This window comes from Paenibacillus rhizovicinus (genome assembly GCF_010365285.1).
Classification (GTDB): Bacteria; Bacillota; Bacilli; order Paenibacillales; family Paenibacillaceae; genus Paenibacillus_Z; species Paenibacillus_Z rhizovicinus.
Map to the genome: position 1 here is coordinate 37,926 of NZ_CP048286.1, position 16,896 is coordinate 54,821.

Annotated in this window: 15 protein-coding genes; 9 read left to right on the plus strand and 6 right to left on the minus strand. The window is 51.6% G+C overall.

All coding sequences use genetic code 11. From position 1 onward, the window contains the following. Positions 1-154: 154 nt before the first annotated feature. A complete protein-coding gene (locus GZH47_RS00195; protein ID WP_162637971.1) occupies positions 155-583 on the plus strand; it encodes an exosporium protein C in 429 nt (142 codons plus the stop codon). Positions 584-658: 75 nt separating this feature from the next. On the opposite strand, the gene GZH47_RS00200 is transcribed toward GZH47_RS00195, so the two are convergent. After that, on the minus strand, positions 659-991 hold the full coding sequence (locus GZH47_RS00200) for a hypothetical protein (RefSeq protein WP_162637972.1): 333 nt from the start codon (positions 989-991) through the stop codon (positions 659-661). Positions 992-1,119: 128 nt separating this feature from the next. Here GZH47_RS00200 and GZH47_RS00205 point away from each other — a divergent pair, with 128 nt between their 5' ends. The 3 genes from GZH47_RS00205 to GZH47_RS00215 are packed head-to-tail and all read left to right on the plus strand — an operon-like array spanning position 1,120 to position 4,823. Beyond that, a complete protein-coding gene (locus GZH47_RS00205) occupies positions 1,120-2,568 on the plus strand; it encodes a spore germination protein (protein ID WP_162637973.1) in 1,449 nt (482 codons plus the stop codon). Continuing rightward, positions 2,565-3,731, plus strand: coding sequence for a Ger(x)C family spore germination protein (locus GZH47_RS00210; RefSeq protein ID WP_162637974.1), 1,167 nt, complete (start codon positions 2,565-2,567; stop codon positions 3,729-3,731). Before GZH47_RS00205 ends, GZH47_RS00210 begins: the two co-directional genes overlap by 4 nt. Before the next feature lie 3 nt (positions 3,732-3,734). Beyond that, positions 3,735-4,823 carry a GerAB/ArcD/ProY family transporter gene (locus tag GZH47_RS00215; protein WP_162637975.1) on the plus strand — a complete coding sequence of 363 codons (1,089 nt, stop codon included), beginning with the start codon at positions 3,735-3,737 and terminating at the stop codon, positions 4,821-4,823. A gap of 240 nt (positions 4,824-5,063) precedes the next feature. Here the strand turns inward: GZH47_RS00215 and GZH47_RS00220 are convergent, their stop codons facing one another. Further along, a complete protein-coding gene (locus GZH47_RS00220; protein ID WP_162637976.1) occupies positions 5,064-5,255 on the minus strand; it encodes a hypothetical protein in 192 nt (63 codons plus the stop codon). A gap of 182 nt (positions 5,256-5,437) precedes the next feature. Between GZH47_RS00220 and GZH47_RS00225 the strand changes: the two genes are divergently transcribed. From GZH47_RS00225 to GZH47_RS00235, 3 genes are all read left to right on the plus strand, one after another. Beyond that, on the plus strand, positions 5,438-5,809 hold the full coding sequence (locus GZH47_RS00225) for a hypothetical protein (RefSeq protein WP_225446304.1): 372 nt from the start codon (positions 5,438-5,440) through the stop codon (positions 5,807-5,809). A 314-nt stretch (positions 5,810-6,123) separates the two neighbouring features. After that, positions 6,124-6,537, plus strand: coding sequence for a hypothetical protein (locus tag GZH47_RS00230; RefSeq protein ID WP_162637977.1), 414 nt, complete (start codon positions 6,124-6,126; stop codon positions 6,535-6,537). Continuing rightward, the gene (locus tag GZH47_RS00235) at positions 6,494-8,050 is read left to right on the plus strand and encodes a glycoside hydrolase family protein (RefSeq protein ID WP_162637978.1); all 1,557 of its coding nucleotides are present in this window, start codon (positions 6,494-6,496) and stop codon (positions 8,048-8,050) included. The genes GZH47_RS00230 and GZH47_RS00235 overlap by 44 nt, the downstream gene beginning before the upstream one ends. Positions 8,051-8,171: 121 nt before the next feature. Here GZH47_RS00235 and GZH47_RS00240 read toward each other — a convergent pair whose 3' ends face one another. Next, complete coding sequence (locus tag GZH47_RS00240; protein WP_162637979.1) at positions 8,172-8,381, minus strand: hypothetical protein; 210 nt, start codon at positions 8,379-8,381, stop codon at positions 8,172-8,174. A 529-nt stretch (positions 8,382-8,910) separates the two neighbouring features. Between GZH47_RS00240 and GZH47_RS00245 the strand changes: the two genes are divergently transcribed. After that, a complete protein-coding gene (locus tag GZH47_RS00245) occupies positions 8,911-9,858 on the plus strand; it encodes a metallophosphoesterase family protein (RefSeq protein ID WP_162637980.1) in 948 nt (315 codons plus the stop codon). A gap of 441 nt (positions 9,859-10,299) precedes the next feature. On the opposite strand, the gene GZH47_RS00250 is transcribed toward GZH47_RS00245, so the two are convergent. Beyond that, the gene (locus GZH47_RS00250; protein ID WP_162637981.1) at positions 10,300-11,298 is read right to left on the minus strand and encodes a hypothetical protein; all 999 of its coding nucleotides are present in this window, start codon (positions 11,296-11,298) and stop codon (positions 10,300-10,302) included. A 23-nt stretch (positions 11,299-11,321) separates the two neighbouring features. Continuing rightward, a complete protein-coding gene (locus GZH47_RS00255; protein ID WP_225446611.1) occupies positions 11,322-12,104 on the minus strand; it encodes an RNA polymerase sigma factor in 783 nt (260 codons plus the stop codon). A 301-nt stretch (positions 12,105-12,405) separates the two neighbouring features. Here GZH47_RS00255 and GZH47_RS00260 point away from each other — a divergent pair, with 301 nt between their 5' ends. Next, complete coding sequence (locus GZH47_RS00260; protein WP_162637983.1) at positions 12,406-13,227, plus strand: S8/S53 family peptidase; 822 nt, start codon at positions 12,406-12,408, stop codon at positions 13,225-13,227. Here the strand turns inward: GZH47_RS00260 and GZH47_RS00265 are convergent. Continuing rightward, entirely contained in the window at positions 13,224-16,871 is a 3,648-nt protein-coding gene (locus GZH47_RS00265; protein ID WP_162637984.1) for a hypothetical protein, read from the minus strand. The two genes, GZH47_RS00260 and GZH47_RS00265, sit on opposite strands and share 4 nt — an antisense overlap. Positions 16,872-16,896: the final 25 nt, after the last annotated feature.

The window sequence follows — 16,896 nt, forward strand, 5'->3', positions numbered from 1 at the left end:
TTCAAAAAACGAGGTGCTTGCTCTTTAAAGAACTTTTTCAGTGGCCTCGAGGAATTCGAGGAGTTTTTTGCGTTGTCTGCGTATACATGTCCAACCCTTTTACATGCCACTTTCATAGAATGAATGAATTCAATAGAAAGGAGTTGAACTGAATATGGCACAATTAATCGATTATAATGTCAGCGTTCCCGCAGTTGCGACGAACCAAGTGGCGATCACGGTTCCGATTACGCCGAATAAAATCATACTAGCTCAGCTTGGCATATTCGTGCTTCCGCAATTCGCGAACAACAACCGCGTGCAGCTCGTTGCTACTTTCGGCGCGCAAGCCGTGGAGACGACGGTGGATAATACGCCGCCGCTGTTGTTTCGCGTTTTCCGCGACACGCAGGAAATTTACTATGGCGTCCAGGGGACGGAATCCGGCTTTGAGCATTTCTACATGGTGACGTTCCAAGTGATCGACATCAACGTTTCGTCCGGCGCGCATAGCTACTCGTTCTTCGTCGAGAATCTGGAATCGAATACCGTGGCTCAAATCATCGGACCGATGAACGTCAGCGCGGCCGTATACGCCGTCTAAGCGAACCTGCATCTCGATCAGGCCGTCTCAATCGTCATCGACGACGTTGGGACGGCCTTTCCTATACGTTTCTGGTTATCCTTCCGTGGCCGAATCGACTTCGGTCTCCCCTTGCTGGATGAGTTCGTCCGCTTTCGGATTCTTGTAAAAAATAAAGTTGCTTGGGTTGTCGCTTACGAAGAGCGAGAAATAGAGACTCGGCTGGATATAATAGTCTCGGTTAAAGAGGGGCAAATCGTAATCCCCCTTCAGAACCTTTTGTATCAATGTGCCAAAGTCGTACTTCTGAACGGCAACCTTAAAGCCGACGTCTTTCAGGTTCTGAACCAGGATGTCCGCCGCTTGCTCGCGGATCTTGAACTTCATTTGTTTCTTACGATCCTGCTTCTCGGTTTGCTTTTTCCCCAACTCGCGTTATGACATCCGATCCAAGTAACTCCACTAGCTTGTATATAAACAGACATGTATTTGCATATCCCAAACGCTTAGAGCTAATAATAATTACCATGAATCTGTGACGATCCGAGGTGACAATATTGGGAAACATTCAAAGCAGCATAGAAGCGAATGAACTTTACTTGAGAACGCGCTTAAATCACTCCTCGGATATCGTTTTTCGGTCCTTCCGTTCAAAAGACGGAACGCTGCTGCTACTCGTCTTCTTGGATGGGATGACAAGGCAACAGCCGATTGAAGACACGTTGCTTCGCTCTCTTATCTTCGAAGGGCTGCCGCAAGGATTAGATCGAATTACTTCCCTTTCTGAGATGATCGTGCGTGAATGGCTGCCTTTAACGCAAGTACTTACTGTAGAATCCGTTGATGAACTCGTTCACAATATCTTGCTAGGATGTGCGGCGATTCTAGTAGACGGCGAAGCAATCGCGCTAGTCGCGCAAGTACAAGGCTACGAAAAGCGAGCTATACAAGAGCCTCTTAAAGAATCGACTTTGCGCGGTTCGAAGGAAGGCTTCGTTGAGCATCTTAGGACGAATACAACGCTTATTCGACGGAGGATCGTGCACGAAGGACTTAAGATGGAATCGTTCACGATCGGCACTTATACAAAGACTGAGGTTGTTCTGTTATATATCAAGGGAAAAGCAGCCGAAAGTTTGCTTACAGAAGTCAGAGAACGTTTCCGTAAAATCGAAGCAGACGGCATCATTGATTCAGCCTATCTCGAGGAGTGGCTCGAGGATAATTCCTTCTCCCTCTTCCCTCAAATCCAGAATACGGAACGTCCGGATATTGTCGTTGCAAGTTTACTTGATGGTAAAGTCGCTCTGCTTACGAACGGCACGCCATTTGCACTAATTATGCCCATTACGTTCTGGTCTGGGCTTCAGTCAGCCGACGATTATTTCGAGCGCTTCATCTTCGTAATCTTGAACCGATTAGTTCGTTATATATTGATGTTCGTTTCCTTCGCTTTGCCAGCGCTTTATGTCGCGCTCTCGACCTTCCATCCGGAGATGATTCCAAGCAATCTCATGATCGGTATCGCGACCGCCAGGGAAAGTTCTCCATTCCCAACGGTAATCGAAGTATTCCTGATGATGTTTATCTTCGATGGACTTCAGGAAGCTGGCGTCCATCTTCCGAATCAACTTGGACCGGTCGTGAGTATTATCGGAGCGCTTGTTATCGGACAAGCTGCTGTCGAGGCGGGTATCATATCAACACCGATTATTATCGTTATCTCATTGACGGGTATCGCGGCGTATACAATTCCGAGGTACAGCGCCACTTTAGCTTTTCGGTTGATCAGATATCTCATGCTGTTCATCTCCGGCTGGCTCGGCTTCGTCGGATTTGCATTTGGGATTATTTTCATGCTAATTCAACTGGTTAAACTAGAATCGTTTGGGACACCATTCTTCAGCCCTGTTGCGCCATTTGACGGTAAGCGGATCAGAGATATATTCATCCGTTACCCATTCTGGATTAAGAACGGCCGCGTCAAAAAGGAAACCGAGCGATGATTAGGAATGTGGCCTTGAGCAGCGTTGTATTCTTGTTTCTGTTGTCGATCACAAGTTGCACCGATTTTGTCGAGCCTAATCAATTAGCTTTTGTAATGGGAAGTGCCATTGACTATGCGGAGGGCGGCTTATTGGAAGTCAGCCATCAAATCGTCATTCCGTCGCAGCTCAAGGGGAGCAGCTCCGGTAAAGTGGATCAATATATTGTCGTATCGGCTAAAGGTAAAAATGTGTTCGAGGCCTCCCAAAAAATCCAGCTCAAGCTGTCTCGCCGATTGATGGTGAGACATCGCATACTAATCGCATTTGGTGAGAAATTTGTGCGACAGAACGATATGAGTTTGATATTCGATAAGATTATTCGCGATCCGTCGTACAGCATGCGAGACACGATCCTGCTCATCCGAGGGGGAAGCGCCAAAGAGTTTCTTATGCAAAAACATCCAATAGAGTTTCTCTCTAGCGTCTCCGCCGATAAAGAGCTTCAGACAAACGGGCTAGGCGGCTTCAGCGCAAGGAAACTAATTATCGAGAGCGTTTCGGAAGGCATTCGGCCTCTTATGCCATTTCTTCAGTTCGAGAAATTCCAGTTTAGTTCAAATAAAAAGACGCCTATTGCCGTTTTGAGAGGGTTCGCTGTCCTCGATAAGAACCAAAAAATCAAATGTTTTCTGAACGAATCCGAAGGTACGCAAGCGGTGTGGATGCGCGGGCAAGGCACGTATGATGGTATCACTATTCCGTGGAAAGACGGCAAAGGGTTGCTATCGTTCAGATTGACACATATCAAGCGGAGACTGGGAAGCCATGAACCTAACAGCGTCAATCTTACGATCAAAGCTCAGGCTTATCTACTCGAGAATTCAACAACACTTAACATGGCCGAAGTAGATAACATGATTGCTGTACAACAGTACTTGAACGCTGCACTCCGAAAACAGCTGCAAGGAACAATTAACATTATTCAACAAAAGGGAACCGACGTTCTCGGCGTCGGCAAGTATCTGCATCATAAGTACCCGATCTGGTGGATGTCTCAGCATTCGGATTGGGATAACAATTTTAAGAATATTAAGATATCTGCGCAGTCAAACATTCAACTCAGATCGATTGGTACGACAAGCATTCCGATAAAAGAAATCGATGAAAAGCGGGAGCGATAAAGTTTGAAAATTAGCGGATATCAGATGTTTTGGCTGGTTTGCATTTCCTCTATGATCGTCTATTCCTACCTGCCCATACAGCTTGCGGCAGAAGTAGCGCGCCAGGATTGTTGGATTTCTCTGCTGCTAGGAAGTTTAATCATGATGGCTGTAACATGGCTCATTCTCCGAGTCTGTATTCAGCATCCGGATAAAACACTGATAGGTTTTGTCCGTGTTCTGATGGGAACAGTGTTAGGGAAACTCATTGTCACGTTTTATTTTTTAAATTGGTTCATGCAGCTATCGTTGATTGCAAAAGGAACGGTGGAGTTCCAAAATCTCGTTATGCTCCATAACACACCGATGATTGTAATATTACTGTTTCTATTGTTTATTGTGTTGTATGCAGTATGGGTCGGAGGCATAACGATCATCAGCCGTTGCGCGGAGATCATTGGCCCAATCTTTGTGTTCATGTTATTTTTCCAGCTTTTTCTGAATCCACAAGATATCGATCTGGGACAAATTCTGCCGATCTATACCGACTCGGGCTGGTTCCTGATACTGAAGGGAACTTGGAGGTCGGTCAATTACATGGTGGATCCATCGATAGTGCTCATGCTTTTCTTCTTTGCAGAGAATAAGCAGACAGCTTCTCGCGGAGTTCTATGGGGAACAGCAGTTGCTATGACGTGGGGCTTGCTCTGCACATTAATACTTTTGTTTGTGACTGGTCCATATTTGGCTTCTGATATGATCGTTCCGGTATATTCTCTTACCAAATTCGTATCCATCCTTAATTTCGTGCAAAATATTGATGCTTTTTTCATCCCTCTGTGGTTGCTAGGCGCATTCATCAAGCTTTCCATTGGCTTGTTCATCTTGAGCTACGGCTTGTCCGAATGGACGGGCATTCGTAACTGGAAGCTCCTCTCCATACTGCTAACTTGCGCTTGTCTTGTCTATGTACTCTTCGGCATGCACCATCTCCGATTGTCGAATACAATTAGGAATTCACATCTGAACGATTATTATTATCCCGCAATATATTTAGTCGTGCCGTTATTACTCTTGCTTCTGGGTAAAATCCGTAATAAACCCACTTGCTGAACAATTATTTCTGTTTCTTTAAAGAAAAGACCGGGAAACGTTGCACCCGCCTTACCTCATATACATCGGTTGACAGAAGTGAAATGAGACCGGCGACAATCGGAATCGAAGTTTAATGGAACGATTTGCAATTTCAAAATAGATGCTATGAATAGATCGCCAATAACCCGGGGATACCCATACCCCAGGGCTATTTGTCGTTTCACGAAGTTTCGCGGAGGTCATCACTTAGATAAGAGTTCAGTAAACAATCAGATCTTTCGGAAGATCGAGTCCGTTGACCGACGCGATAATTAACGCGTTCGCGTACCATGCATCATCTTGCGCGTTCGGGAAGTAATCTGATGCTTTCGGTTCTTTAAAGAATTGAACCAAATCCAAGTTTAGATTCAACGCGTTGACAATCATTTGAATCCCTTGCGCTTCTGTCATGAAAACTGCTAATTTCGGGGGCAGATGTGAGAGTCCTTTGTTACTACGGAACAAGTCCAAGTCCAAGTCCGCATTAAATTTTGTTAGAACTATTCTGACAAAACAGGCCAATCACCCCTTAGGTTTGTCCACTCTATTAAAGAGGCGCTTGCATAAGCTGTAAGCGAAAGGAGTGATAAACCATGACAACTAAACGCGTAAAACCATTACGTTACAATCCAGCAAGTACAGGCAGAGTCATCCGTAAATCGGTTCGTAACAGCGCTAATGGATCTAGAAGTTCTAAATCGAGTCCAACATTTACCCGCCTGACCGTAGTTTGGGTCAATCTAGACGGCGTTACGTTCAATACGACTGGCTTCTTCGCACGTTTATTCCGCAACGGCCAGCTTGTCTCCACAGCCTCGTTTGACCGCTATGGTGTAGTGCGATTCAATAACATCAACACGCTGACAAGCTTTTCATACAACATCCGCACTTACGATGCTAATGGCCTTGAGTACCGTTCCCGCAACATCCCCGCTGGCGTCCAAACTTATGCCATCATTGGCTAGCAGACAGCGTATCCCTCATTTATGACAGCAGCAGCACGGCTCTATGGGAGAGCTTGTGCTGCTGCTCTTTTTCTTGTAGCCATACCCCCACAAGCTGTAAATTAGCTTACGCACATTCCGGCACTAGAGACTGTGGGCTTTTTCCTTTGCTTGAGGGTACACCATCGTTCCGTGTCTGACCAAGCTCGTTTTTAGTCTGTTTTTAATACGCTAAAGTCAAGTCGGGATTCGGTGTATTTTCCTGCAGCTCTGACCATATCTTGGAATTAGGTCGATACATGCAACTTACCTTTCTGGAGGAGGAAGTGATATTCTTGGCGGGACCAATTATGTATTCCACCGGCATCATTGACAATCGCGCCCCTAACCCCGGTACCGGCAGACCCGTGACAAATCTGGTCATCCGGGTAGAAAATAACGAAACGGTTGCCGCGTCTGCTGAAGGGGTACCCATTATCTTGATTGAAGTGTTTAACGAAACGCCGTCCGGCGGCGGATTCGGAAACCAAAGCACCTATTCGCTGAACCAATTTTCGTTGGGGGACGTGAACCAATCTGCTTCCACATTTACGCTCGACAACGTGTTTGCCAACCTAGACAACTTCGGCGTCCGGTATACGCTAACTTCAACAGGTTCGTTCATCATATCCATACCGACCGTAACGGTAACAGGCAAGAATGAGAATGGAACGATCATCGCCACCTATCCTTTATCTGCCGTCACTTAAATGGTTGACCCATTATTGGAAAGGAGTTGATTTCATGGCGGGACCCGTCATCGTATCGACAGGGTTGATTGAGAATCGTGCTCCTTCGGCCCAGAGCGGAAGACCGGTAACATCGCTTGTCATTAAGGTCGAGAACAATGCGGTAACCTCACTGACAGATGAAGGCACGCCCATTGTTCTGCTGGAAGCCTTCACTGCAACGCCAGCAGGTGCCGGATTCGGAACTCAGGTTCCGTACGTTCTCTACCAAGTCTCGTTGAACGATGTGAATCAGCCTGGTTCTACCTTCACGCTTGATAATGTGTTCGCCGATCTGGATACGTTCGGAGTAAGATGTACCATTACGACTACCGGTTCAACCATTACCTTCCTGCCGACCGTAACCGTCTTCGGCAAGAATACCCATAATAGCATTGTAGCCTCATATGTCCTGAGCCAAGTGAGCACCACCCCGTGCGGATTGCCCTCTTGCGTGTGGGAGGAAGATCCAAACAACCCGATTTATATTCCGCCAACGCCAACGGACGCTTATTATCAGACGGTTCGTTATGATGCCCAAGGATTCGCTCCGAACGGCCCCTTTTCTTTTTACAAAATGTGGTACGACTACCGAAGCGCCGGCGGAATCGCTTATGCTACTTCATCTGACGGTCTTGGCTGGACCTTTCAGTCCAACGTTACAGGTCTCGTCAGCACGGCGCGGCACTCCCGCATATTATACGACCCCGCGGGTTTCGGTATCGGTCAGCCCTACCGAATCTGGTATTGGGATTCCGCTTTCACTAACTTCAGTTCCTGCACTTCGCCGCCGAATGTCTGCATGATTCGAACCGCCAATTCGACGGACGGCATCAACTGGACATCGGACAGAGCCATTGTTCAGGATGTTGCGAATCCTCTGTTCGCCGTGCCAACACCTCCCGGATCAGTCACTTACAATGCAGGAAGTTTTGGTCCTGCTGACATGCTGTATTTCCCGGAAAACCCTGCAACGCTGAATATAGCCAATCCGATGAATAACCGTTATGTTCTTTACTATAGCATCGTGACGCGAAATGATCCGAGCGGGATCCAATTCGAACAGCTTGCGCTTGCTGTCTCTACGGACGGCATCAATTGGAGCAAAGCGGGACCTGCTGTCATTCTCCCTCACGGTACATCCAACGACTGGGACTACTATTACGCAACCGTAGGCGCCGTCGTTCTGAAAGTATCGGATAATTTGTATAAAATGTGGTACAGCGGCGGATTAAATCAGTCTTATGAAGGTATTGGCTGCGCCACGTCGACGGACGGCCTTAACTGGGTGAAGTATTCAACCAATCCAGTCTTCGATGTAACCAACGGAACGGCTTGGCGCAACATGCGGTCCTATAATCCGTGGGTCTTGTTTGACTCCGCGCGATTCAACGGACATGGCGATGCGGTTTGCTATAAATTTTGGATGACAGGATCGCCGAAGCCTTCGGATAAAAAAAGCATCGGTTACGCCATCAATTTACTTGGAGGCTGAACCCCACCTGCACAAAAACGCTTCGGGCTTAGACTGAGCTGATATGATCCCCTTCAAGTAGGCACTCATAAAAAACCTTTATGGTATCATGGAGGTTTGAGTTCCACATGGAGGGGTATGTTCATGGCTGGATCGAAGCATCCTTCACTTCAACGGACAGCAGCTTGCCGTCTGTCTTGGATTCCTTATACGTTATGTCGTACAGGCCGTGCGGGAACGACATGGCAAATCGGTAAACGCTGATTTTGTCGTCGCTTTGGTCCGCCAGTTCCTGCACTTCGTAGCCTGACTGAATGCCTGCCCGCGTCAGCAGCGTAAGTGTCTCCTGCAAGCCAGCCCCTTCATACTTGATTGATTGGCCACGTAATGTCGGCCCGTAGCCGCGAAAATCCCCGAAGCGACAAGGATTGGCACCAGCAGGCTGCCGCATCCGAACAAAGGAAGTTTTTTGGCATTCCAATCCCATCCTTTCAGCCCTCCGAGATACATTCCCCTTACAAAGCTCTGTAAGGTCAGTAAGGCTGCCGAAACAACGAAACCTCCAATGCCCCACGACTGCCCTCCCTGCTTATGGTACGTGTACGGCACTTTCAAGTCCGCAAGAGACGGCATCTCGCATCGACTGTCGTCGTAATGACCGTATCTCCATTCCGAATCGTCCATACAAGTGAATGCTGGCCAATCGTATAATTTAGTTGGGCATTATAGTACATCGGCAGAACCAAAGGTAGATCTTCTTGTTTTATTCCATCATTAATTGCTGTTAAATCCGCTCCAGCCTCAAACTTTAGAAGAGCCCATGCGCATTAATTATATTGTCAGTCTTGAAAAACTGGTAATAGCCATGGGAGGATGTTAACTTGAAACCAAGAACTCGGAACGTTTCATTCAACCAAACAGCGCCCAAAAAGCAGAGTACGTTGTTTCAGACTTCACAAGCCCGGTTGTTGGCGAGTGTAAAGAAGTTGAAAAGTAACGAATACACCTTTATTGGTATGGGTGATGGTTGGGCAGGGAACGGGCAAGCGAGCAATGCAATATTTGGCTCAGCCTTATCTGCCATTCGCAACTTGAAGAAGAAACCTTTATTTATTTTGCATAATGGAGATGCCGTCTTCACTGGAAGCGATCAGGAATTCAAGACAGGCGGAACTTATTCAGGTGTGCCGGTAAAAAGCTTGCTGCAACTGATTAAAGATCCGAATAATGGCGTACCCGATATCCCCTTCTTCATCGTACCCGGCAACCATGAACATACAGGAATAAACGGTCCGCTTACGAACTTTAGAAAATATATCGGTCCTGCGCATTTTGGAATCAACCTCCCCAAAATTAAAACCACTATTATCGGTCTGAATAACTCACAGCGGATCGGCACAGACCCGAATGGGCAAACGATCTACGGTTTTGCGCCAGGCGAGCTGCCTTTTCTAAGAAATCAGTTAAAAAAGGCTCAGAAAAATACACTGTTGGCGATGCATGTACCCCCTAGAATTGGAAAATGGGCAAATCCGCGCTATTTTCAGGATCCAACATCGACCTTTGGTAATACCAAAGGTCAATTGACCCGGTTTCTGTCAACTGTTCGCGGCAAGGTTCCTCAAGTTCTCATGGGACATGTGCATGCTTTGGATCAATTAGCCTATCAAGGCACGAAGTACACGATTTCCGGGGGAGCCGGTGCGCCGCTTGTAAAGAAAGGCTTCCTCAAAGGAGCACCAACACCTATCTTCCACATGATCCAGTTTACCGTTAAATGCGGTGTTATCGTAAAACGTCGTGTCATTCCTGTCGGTGATACCGCTTAAAATTCGATATAGAGGAGACAAACCACTGGCAAAAGGAAAGCACCTGCAAAAATCCGAATATTCTTGCCTGCTTCCATCGCTCCCCACCCGAAAAAACTCATCGGGCTCCATAAAAATGATCGCACGTACCTCTCAAGGGGTGGATGCCGATTCTTGCTCCGTTACAGGATTGTTGCCCTAAGGAAAGTAGTCCTTCGGCTGCTCCAGTGCTTCTTCGCATCGTTTAGTGCTCGTGAGGCGCCTTAAAACTTCGTACTTCGCTACCATCGGCATCACCGCGCGAAACTTCTGAATACATTGTAGAAATCTTTGTGCCTTAGAAAACAGTTTTGGAGAATTTGTGCTTTTTTGCTGATATCATACCCCTTAAGTAATAAGAAAAAAAGCCTGATTTCTCAAGCTTTTACACTAAACTGTATCCTTGCCGCCGAATCGGTTGGATCAAGGCTGGCTGACCTTCGTTTCCAGACATTCGAGCATTTGCTGCAAGGAGCCAACGCCAGCGGCTTCAGCGGATTTCGCCTCTTGAAGCAAGCGAATGGTATAGTTCGCGGTTCCCTCTTCGTTTGGCGACCCGCCGCTCGGGAACGGGAACATGTCGCGCAGCTCGGCCAATCGTTCCGCCAAATTGCGGTAATGCACCGCCGCTTCGAAGGCCTTCTCGCGCAGATGCGCATCATGCGGGGCACTCTCTTCCCATTGATTGGCGATCAATTCCAGAAAAAGCGCAGCGAATTCCCGTGCGTCAGCCGCTTTCATCGTCATTACGGAGTTGCCGAACGGATCGGCCGAACGGTTCGTGAATGCCTCGATCCATGCGTCATATGCTGCGAGTCCGTTGCGATGGCTGCCTCGATCCAGCTCAGCGTACGGCTCCAACGCATGCGCGATGCCTACCCGCAAACCGTTCGCCAGCATGTCCGTTTTACGAAGCGGACGGGATCCGGCTATGGCCAGCACATACAGCTCCGTCACCTCGCCTCGGCCGAGTTTCTCATACGGCAATTCGCCGTCCCCTCCCATATCACGGCACTGCAACACCCGCTTCTCGTCATCGTAGCCGTAGATAACGCCCCATTCAGGCATGAACAAATCCCATCCGAGCGCCGGAATGCCGCGATCGATCGACTCTTGAACGAACTGGAGTCCTTCCTCCAGTTCCTCCGGCGTAGGCGCAATATTCGTCTGGTTGCCCGTCGTTCTAGTCGTGAATCCCAAGCATTCAAGCGCTTTCGAATGCCGAAGTTTCCAATCGAAGAATGAATAACTGCCTACTTCCACCGACTCCCGATCGATAATCAAACGAAACGCATCACCGGTATATCCCATCGTTTCTATCAGCGACATTCCTGTCAAATGCGTGTATTGAACGAGGCTGTGGATCGCACCTCCGTCCGTATTATGACTCGAAGTGCACTCCTCGGGTCTCCTTAATCCCATAGCAAATTCATCCTTCCGACTTTTTATTGGTATACGGGGGCCGTTAGCATCTTTCTCACCGGCTTCCCCTCTGCCCGTCTAACTTCGATGTACGTACCGATATGTACGCGAATCCGTTCTTGCTGCACTTTCCTTCTCGATCGCGAAATGCTGTTGTACACGTTGGCTACCGACGTATCGAGCAGCGCAGCGATATGTTGAGGCGGAAGTTGATCGAACACGTGCGCCTCGAAGATGCGCCGCTCTCGCTCGCTCAAGCAGCGAAGCAAGATTCGTATGCCCTCAAGAAGTTCCTTTCGAAGCAGCGCGCTCGTTGGATCGGACATTTGGCGAGCCGACTCGCTTGCCGAACGGGTAAGCCGGAACAATATCTCGTCCATGTCGCGCCATTGCGATCCATTAGAATGCTCTTTCGGATGCGATGCGCTTTGGGACGTTCCCAAACTGGACAGCGGTTGTTCCTTTCCATGAGGGCCGCCTCGGCGCAGCTTCATATAAGCCTCGTTGCGAATGATCCTTGCTAACCACGGCGCGAAGCGGCTGCTATCCATCAACGTGCCAAGGTGCAAAAATGCGCGGACTAGCGCTTCTTGCACGACATCCTCGGCCAAATGATGATCGCGTGTCATGGAGTAGGCTAGGCCGAACGCCTTCACCCGGCTTCGCCGCACCAACTGACCGAACGCGTCGGAATCGCCAGTTCTCGCACGGGCGACCAAGATCTCTACGCTCTCCGGTTCCGCGATTTCCCTCAGCATCCCTGTTCCGTTAGTCAGCGGTTCTCGTTCCAACAGCCACTGCTCCATTACCGTCAAACGCTTAACCTCCATTCTCTCCAAACTATGGATCCGTTCCCTTAGGAGCGGCTCTATAATCATAGATGCCAAATTCGCCTTTTATCTATCATCCTCTACAAAGGAAATCTAACCTTTTCTCCTATCAGCTTGCTTAAGCTTACACCAAGTATAACCTATATACTGGGAATAACTTCATAGAAAAGAGGATATTGAACAGTTAATGATAGAATTATACATGATGCCGAGCCCCAAGATTCGGCAGATCATCCGAAGGTCGCCTCTCCTATCTTAAGCGAAAGAAGGTACTCCCATGATTAACAGCATATCTGATCATTCGTGTCTTTCCTCTATAGCAACGATCGCCGTGATCGACTCCGGCGTGAACGTTGAGAAGCTTCCGCCGGGCACCGTCGTGCTGCCAGGCATCAATTTAAGCGGCGAAGGAGACGAGACGGATATCGCTGACCACAGCGGACATGGGACCGCCGTATCCGCAACGATCCTAAGCGTCGCGCCGGCCGCCCGCCTCCTGCCGGTGAAGTTAATGGACCGCCGCGGCGCGTTGCGCGACAAGTCTCAGATCGATACGGCATTCGCATGGATTCTGGCAAACGCCGCCCGTTTCGGAATCGGCGTGGTCTGCGCCGCATTCGCCGATTCCAGCCATCGCGTATCCGACGAAGCGCTGCGTGGAACGCCTGCGCAGCGCCATATCGCGGCATTGCTGGCGTCGGGGATTCTTACCGTTACGGCTGCAGGCAACTGGTATCCCGAGCATCGAAGCCGCAGCTTGCATGGCATGGCATGGCCGGCCATTATTCGAGAAACCGTAAGCGTCGGCGCGTTGGCGGACATGGAAGAAGGCGTCGGTCTCGCCAAAGCGAGCCAACGCCTTCATGCCAGCCTGAACACCGGCTGCAGCACCACCTTCTTCGCCCTGCCGGGCGAACCAGGAATGACGAGCGGCGCGGCCGCAGCAGTCACGGGCTGCTTCGCCGCGGTGCGGCAAGCTTATCCGGAAGAGGCCGGAACCCGGCTGCTGCAACGGCTGCGTGCCGGCTGCGATGAACTCATCGACGAGAACGGCTTATCATGGCCGGTAGTCAGCCCGCTTGATCTCCCTCTCGGCTAGTTCGTCATCATAAGCCCCGTATTTATCGACACCGGCACCCGAACCATGTTCAATACGAAGGAGAGTCCTTTGCCGGCGCCTCCGCCGATGAGCAGCATCGCTTTCGTTTCCTCGTCGTCATCCAAACCGGCGGCTGCAAGCAGCGACGTTCCCGCGTGATCGAACAAGCTCTGCATCCATGCGAGCGTTTCCGTTAAATTCTCGTTGCTCTTGTTGTTGTCCGTCTCTGACTTGTTGGTATCGTCGATGACTTTCCCGAAGACGGCCGTTCGGAAGATGAAATGGACCACGCTGCCGACAAGGTCGATGCCGGAGTTGATTTTCCGCATGGTTTTGGCATCGGCGCCGGGTTTATTTTCCGCCAGGAGCAGCGCAACCGTCTTCGACGCCATCAATCCGGACAGCGCGAGCATCGTCCACTCCATTGCCGAGACCTCCTCGCCTTTATCCACATGCATGCCGAATTTCTCCGCCACGACGCCGACCGCTCCGAAGCCGGCGCCGACCCACAGCTTCCATGCTGCCGTCGGCTCCGATTTCCCGTTCGATGTCGCGATGCTCCCCTGCACGTACGCTTGATAGCCCGCGATGATCAGCTTGATGAACGATGCCGTAAGACCGCCGACCCACGAAAACTTGCGCAGCTCGTCGACGTCGGATTGCACGGTTACTTCCCCGAACGGGAACGCGATCACGTCGCCTTTCTTGAAAGGCGCTTCGCCGGCAATGAGCTTGTAGGCGATCGTGGCGGGTATGGCGCAAAGCAGCATCATGCCGTCGACCAGCCGGAACGACGTATCCAGATGGGTGCCGGGCGCGACAAGCTCTACCAGCTTCTCGATGAACGGGAAACTGATCTTAGCGAATAACGCGTCGCGCGCGATACCGATCAGGTCTTGCATCAGATCGATCGTTCGCAGTACGAAGTCGCGCAGACCGGTCAAGACCCCTTCAAGCAGATCGGCCCCTACCGTAACCAGCGCATCCTTGATCGTGCGGAAGTTGAGTTCGCTCGGCGCGGGAACCTTGCCTCCGAATAAGCTGCCGATGTCCGACTGCAGCTTATTCCACGTCGCCATCAGATCGTTGATCTCATCGCTGAGAAGTCCCTCGACGAAACGATCCGCTGCGTCGACCGCTTCATTCATGACGGAAGGCCCTTCCACATGGACGATATCATCCATGAGTCTTCCAATGCGCTGCGTGACCCAACCGACGATGCTGTTGCCTTGCACGTCGTCCATCACTTTCTGGATCGGCGATGCTGCCCTGCGCAGATCGTCGATGACGCTCTGCCCCGGTTCGGGCCGTCGCGGCTTCGCGGGAACGACGCCATCTCCTCCAGTCCGCCATTGTTCGATCTGGACGATCGCCTTGTCGAAGCCGTCCGCGACTTGTGTCTTCAACCCGCCGATTGACTGTCTGACAGAGGTTAACGCGGCGTCCGTCGCTTCTACCATGGCGTTGCGGACGAGTACGATGTCTTCCCACCGGAACAGGAACTTGAGGTATTCCCATAACTTCTCGAGTCCTGTCTTGACTTGCGTCCACAGCCATTTGAAGAACGCGCCGGCTTCCTCCAGGGTGGTGAGCACGAATTTCTTGATTTTGTCGCCGATGGCGCAGATAAACCGGAATGCCCCTTCCGCCTTGTGCAGCACGAAGGTTACCGCCTCCTTCGCCTTCTCGCCGATCCCCTCGAAGAAGTCGGCGATCGTATGGCCGAGGTTCACGAAGAACCGCTCCGCGCTCTCCGCGGCTCCGATCAGCTTCGAGATGACGTCGTCGTGAACGACGCGCACTCCGCTTGCATCCGCTTGAATGCCCCATCGGAACGAATCGGGAAGCGCGTCGGCCCGCAGCGCGGAACTGAACGGCGCATTCTTCTGAACGATGCGCGCATCGGGAGCCGAGCCATCCACGGACATAGCGAGTTTCGCCGCTTGGTTGAGCGATCCGGCGACCGCGTCTACCTGCGAGCTGTCAGCGCCGGTGCGGAAGTTATCCGGCAGCAGCGGTACGTCGCCGGACGGCGTGCTGACAGTAGCGGAGCGAAGCTCGTCGGCAGTCATCGACGCGAACTTGTCGAACACCCCGGACGCAGGATTGACGTCGACGTGACCATCGATGCCGTCGACCGTGAAGCGGTACACGGCCGGGGTCAGCGACCTGACGCGATTATACACGTTGATCCCGCCGTTCATGTCCGTTGTCGCAGTCACTGCCTGATCGGGGCCGATCAAGACCGCGTTTCCGTTAAGGGATACGCTGGATAGCACGGATGCCGTCACGGATACGTTGACGCCCTGCCGCGGAACGCCGGCGTCATCCAGCAGACGAAGCGTCGTTCCATAGCAAGTCACCTTCATGACTTGACCCGGGTCGGCGACGTTCACCGGGGCTTCCTGCCAGACGTTCGCGGCTCCGTCCTGCCAGATATACGCAGCTTGCGCATCGCCGTAGACGACCAGAATCGACGTCGCCGAATGGTTGTCGCCCGGAATCGGCGCCATCTCCTGAACGCCGCTCCGGAGCCGCAGCGACGGCCCCCATTCGTCGTTCGCGCCGGCACGCCGCACGACGTTCAAGTCTCCGTTCTGCAGCAAAGCCCATACGGATACGCTGCCGTCCGCGGCTTCGCCGGCGGCGAGATCCTGCACGTTCGCCGCCGCCGTCGCATCGACGATCTGTACCGTCTGCGCGGTTTCCGCGTTATCGAGCTCGGTGGCCTGAATCAGCTGCAAGCCCTGACCGCCGATATAGAGATTCGAGCCGTCTTCCGTCGTCAAGCCCGTCTCCAGGACATTGGCGCCAGCCGGGCAAGGCAGCCCGACAACGGGAGGAATCGTGGTCGGTTTGCCGGCGCTGTCGTACGCAGGGAACGGCCGGAAGGCCAGTACCCGGCTGCCGCTTCCGATTCCGAGCACATGCAGCCCGCCGCCGTAGGTCGGATGAACGCCGATTTCGAAATCCAGAATGTCTTCAAGCGAGACGGCGGGATTGAAGACGAGCGCACCGGCGAAAGAAGGCGTCCGGTCGCTGCGCAGCAGATAGATAGCTTCGTTAGGTCCTTTGCTGCCCGCGAGCACGACCGTCCACGTATCGTCGCCTTCGTCCAGCACGCGGATGCCCTCGATCCGCACGTTCTCCCTGGTGCCGCAATCCGACCAGGCGATCCGGCTCCAATCGCTTGCGGCGCTCGATAAATTATAGGCGACGAATACGCGGCTCCTGATTTGTCCCGGCCCGTCGTCGACCGCGACCGCGACCGTGATCCGGTCGTCGTCGGTCCAGCCTGCGCTTACGGCGCGCACCTGCGTCGCCCCTCCGACGGCGGAGGATATCGACGCGCCAAGGTCGGTCATGCTCCAGCCGCTGTCCGCGGACATTTCCTTGCGTGCCAGATAGAGGCCGTTCTGATTGCCGATCGACAGCATCATCGGCGCGACCGCGCTGTACCTGCGGTCGGGAAGCGCAATAACGCGCCGCTGGAATCGGCCGTGCACGGCTGGGTCGGCCAAGTCCTCGCGGCCGAATGTGCGGGCCGCTTCGAAATGGTCGATGATCTCGTTGGATACGGTGAATGCTTGCGGAATGCCCGCGTTATCGTTTGCGGTGAATCGGTTCACTCGCGGATTAGCCATTGTGGGTGTCCCCTTTCCTCTTTCG